The 2,728-nt window shown below is 73.9% G+C and carries 3 protein-coding genes; 2 read left to right on the forward strand and 1 reads right to left on the reverse strand.

Features of this window, described 5'->3' with window-relative positions; genetic code table 11:
* A partial coding sequence (locus tag AC2W7G_RS13255) for a PHP domain-containing protein (protein ID WP_485868851.1) occupies positions 1–756 on the forward strand: 756 nt, incomplete at its 5' end.
* On the opposite strand, the gene AC2W7G_RS13260 is transcribed toward AC2W7G_RS13255, so the two are convergent.
* Positions 753–1,205, reverse strand: a complete 453-nt coding sequence (locus tag AC2W7G_RS13260; protein WP_485868852.1) for a flavodoxin family protein — start codon at positions 1,203–1,205, stop codon at positions 753–755. The genes AC2W7G_RS13255 and AC2W7G_RS13260 overlap by 4 nt on opposite strands.
* A 62-nt stretch (positions 1,206–1,267) precedes the next feature.
* Here AC2W7G_RS13260 and AC2W7G_RS13265 point away from each other — a divergent pair, with 62 nt between their 5' ends.
* Positions 1,268–2,683 carry an AAA family ATPase gene (locus AC2W7G_RS13265; RefSeq protein ID WP_485868853.1) on the forward strand — a complete coding sequence of 472 codons (1,416 nt, stop codon included), beginning with the start codon at positions 1,268–1,270 and terminating at the stop codon, positions 2,681–2,683.
* The last annotated feature ends 45 nt before the right edge of the window (positions 2,684–2,728 follow it).

Below are 2,728 nucleotides of genomic sequence, written 5' to 3' on the forward strand. Positions count from 1 at the left end.
AGGGCGGGGCCGAAGCTGCGGGCGCTGCTGCGCGGCGACCTGCACAGCCACTCGGACTGGTCCGACGGCGGCTCGCCGATCGCCGAGATGGCCCGGGTCGCCCGCGAGCGCGGCCGCGAGTACCAGGCGCTCACCGACCACTCGCCCCGGCTCACCGTCGCGAACGGGCTCAGCGCGGAGCGGCTGGCCAAGCAGCTGGACGTCGTCGCCGAGCTCAACGACGGCTGGGACGACTTCACGCTGCTCACCGGCATCGAGGTCGACATCCTCGACGACGGGTCGCTCGACCAGACGCCGGCGATGCTCGACCGGCTCGACGTCGTCGTCGCCAGCGTCCACTCCAAGCTGCGCATGGACCGCGACGCCATGACCCGGCGCATGGTCGGGGCGATCGCCAACCCGCGCACGAACGTCCTCGGGCACTGCACCGGGCGCCTGGTCGAGGGCAGCCGCGGCACCCGTCCGCAGTCGGCGTTCGACGCCGAGATCGTCTTCGAGGCGTGCGCGCAGATGGACGTGGCCGTCGAGATCAACAGCCGTCCCGAGCGCCAGGACCCGCCCGACGACCTGATCGAGCTCGCGCTGGAGACCGGCTGCCTGTTCAGCATCGACACCGACGCCCACGCGCCGGGCCAGCTGGACTTCCTCGACTACGGCGCCGAGCGCGCGGCCGCCCACGGCGTCCCGCCCGAGCGCATCGTCACGACCTGGCCGAAGGACGAGCTGCTCGCCTGGACCCGGCGCAAGAAGGGCTAGCCGGCGACGAGGGCGGCGACCGTGCCGCCCAGCTCGTAGGCCCGCTCGCGGTGCTCGTCGTCGACCTCGCCGAGCATCGTCAGCGGCTCGGCGGCCAGGCGCCAGCCCAGTCCCGTGGTGATGGCGACCATCGCCCGCTCGGCGCCGGAGGTGTCGGTGCTGCCGTGGATCGCGTACCCGAACGGACGACCCGCGGTGGGCTCGCGCACGGCGTCGTAGGTGGTGTCGAAGAAGTGCTTGAGGGCGCCCGAAAGGTAGCCGAAGTTCGCCGGCGTCAGGAGCACGTAGCCGTCGGCGTCCAGGACGTCCGGGGCGGACGCCTCGAGGGCCGGCCGCTCGACGACCTCGACCCCCTCGATCGCGTCGTCGCGCGCCCCAGCCAGGACGGCGTCGGTGAGCGCCCGCACGCGCGGCGTGGGGGAGTGGTGGACGACCAGCAGACGCGCCATGGGCCCACGCTAGCCCGATCTCGGGACACGTCCCGGTTGGCGTGCTGTGGTTAGGATTCGGCATGGCGGTGACCGAGCGCATCCTGTCCAACGTGTCCAGCGTGGTCGACGGCAAGCCCGACGCCGTCGAGACCGCCCTGGTCGTCCTCGTCGCCGAGGGACACCTGCTGCTCGAGGACGTGCCCGGCGTCGGCAAGACGGTGCTGGCCAAGTCGCTCGCCCGCTCGATCGGCTGCTCGGTGCGCCGCATCCAGTTCACCCCCGACCTCGTCCCGTCCGACGTCACCGGCGTCTCGGCGTTCAACCAGCGGGCCGGCGAGTTCGAGTTCAAGCCCGGCGCCGTCTTCACCAACGTGCTCATCGGCGACGAGATCAACCGCGCCTCGCCCAAGACCCAGTCCGCGCTCCTGGAGGCGATGGAGGAGCGGCAGGTCACCGTCGACGGCACGACGCACCAGCTCGGCAGCCCGTTCTTCGTCGTCGCCACCCAGAACCCGGTCGACATGGAGGGCACCTACGCGCTGCCCGAGGCCCAGCGCGACCGCTTCATGGCCCAGATCTCGCTCGGCTACCCCGACGTGGACGCCGAGCTCAGCATGCTGCGCGACCGCGACGCGGTGAACCCGCTCGACGCGCTGGCCCCGGTCGCCACCGTCGAGGACGTCCACCGGATGATCGCCGAGGCCCGCGGGGTGTTCCTCTCCGAGCCGGTCGAGCGCTACGTCGTCGACCTGGTCCGGGCCACGCGCGAGGACGCCGAGCTGCGGCTCGGTGCCAGCCCGCGGGCCACCCTGCAGCTCGCCCGCGCGGCCAAGGCCCGCGCGTACGTGCAGGGCCGCGACTTCGTGCTGCCCGACGACGTCGACGCGCTGGCGGTCCCCGTGCTGGCGCACCGGCTGCTGGTGCGCCGCGGGGGGTCGGACGGCCGCGGAGGTCGTCACCCGCCTGCCTCGCCGCCACCGCCGTCCCGTCCGGGGTCCGCACGGGCGGACGTCATGATCCGAGGCCGGGTGCGCCGGCTGCTCGACGCCCTGGGCACCTACCGGCTGACCCGTCGCGGGCTGGGCTTCCTGCTGGTCGGCCTGCTGCTGCCGCCGCTGGGCGCCCGCCTGGACGTCGGCCCGTTCGTCCACGTCGGCCTGCTGCTGGTGGCGCTGGTCGTCTGCGCCGGGGTGCACGTCGCCTCCGGCCACGCCCGCGTGGCCGTCGCCCGCTCGTTCCGCCCGGACGTCGCCGACCCCGGCGAGCCGGTGCTGGCGAACCTCACGCTGCGCAGCACGGCGATCCTGCCCAGCGTGCACGTGCACTGGTCCGACCGGGTGGGCTCGTCGCTGGTCGCGTCCGCCCAGGGCGTCGTCGACGCGCTCGGCGGCTCCACGCGCCAGGTGCAGCTGCGGTACGTGCTGCGCGGCACCCGGCGCGGTCGCCACCCCGTGGGGCCGCTCTCGCTGCAGCCGGCGACCCGTTCGGCCTCGTGACCCGCCACCGCACCACGACGCACGTCGACCACGTCGTCGTTTGCC

This window comes from Aeromicrobium sp. PFPM2_SD2 (genome assembly GCF_057364525.1).